This window comes from Methanoregula sp., from assembly GCF_002835825.1.
Classification (GTDB): domain Archaea; phylum Halobacteriota; class Methanomicrobia; order Methanomicrobiales; family Methanospirillaceae; genus Methanoregula.
In genome coordinates, this window is the sequence record NZ_PIZH01000785.1 from 1 (window position 1) to 1,027 (window position 1,027).

A 1,027-nucleotide genomic window follows, 5' to 3' on the forward strand; every position below is an offset into this window, starting at 1 on the left:
GACGAGGGGTGGCCGGCTGGCAGAAGCACTGCATGAATGTCAAGATGCTCTTCCTGCCGGCTACTGCAATCACCGGCATCGTCCTTGCCGTTCTTCAGCTCCCCTTTACCCAGTATATTTATTACGGAACCATGGCGGCATTAGCCCTCGTTTCGATATTCTCGTGGAGGAATCTCAAGGAAGGGGGCGCAAGCTGCAGTAGTAACGGCAGCGGAACTTCGGAGACGGTACGCGCGGACACCGGCCCGGACCTCCTGTGCAAAGGGATTGTCCCCCACGACATGTTCGAGATCATGATGAACGGATCATTTGCCTTTGTTATGACGGTCATCATCAAGAACAACCTCCCGCTCCCCCATGCCTCCGACAGCGATGACTGGGCATACCTTGCCGAGTATTTCAGCAGCGGCGTATTTGGCGACCTGGTGAGTTTTTTATTCATGTTCACCATCTTTGCCATATTGTACATCCTGTTCTTCGAGATGCTCAGGAATATCCGTGCGCTCGACCGGTACTTCGTGTACCTGTCCTTTGGGTTTGTCCTTGCACTCATCTTCATGCCGCTGACGTCTCTCCTGTACGCAGTCACCGATATGCCGGTTCCGTACGGGATACTGTTCCATGCCAATGTCCTCGTCACCGGTCTTGTCATGATAGTTCTCTGGAAGCATGCCTCGGCGCGACAGAGGCTCCTGTACCCGGCAACGGACCCGTTGCGCGTGGACGGCATCTCCCGGCGTTTGTACCTCTTCCCGGCCACAGCAGCGTTCTGCCTGTTCCTCGATCTCCTGATACCCTCGTACGAGATTCTGCCTGAGACCGCCCTGTATATCGTTCCGTGTCTCGTGTTCTTCCTGCTCTCCCACCGGTGCTGATCATCTGATGGAGAGACCCTGTTGCGATTCTGGCAAAACACGGGAGCCGGAGATCTGCACTTCCCGCGCGTTGCCTGGTTTTTGGAACCTTGGGCAACCGATATAACCCGTTCTCTCTCGTGAGACAAAAGTTTCTGCGAGCCGTTCCGCAG

Annotated in this window: 1 protein-coding gene; it reads left to right on the forward strand. The window is 55.4% G+C overall.

What is annotated here, in order from left to right; genetic code table 11:
* Positions 1–875 (forward strand): TMEM175 family protein (locus tag CW742_RS15205; protein ID WP_292421873.1); only part of this gene is annotated, 875 nt, incomplete at its 5' end.
* Positions 876–1,027 lie beyond the last annotated feature (152 nt).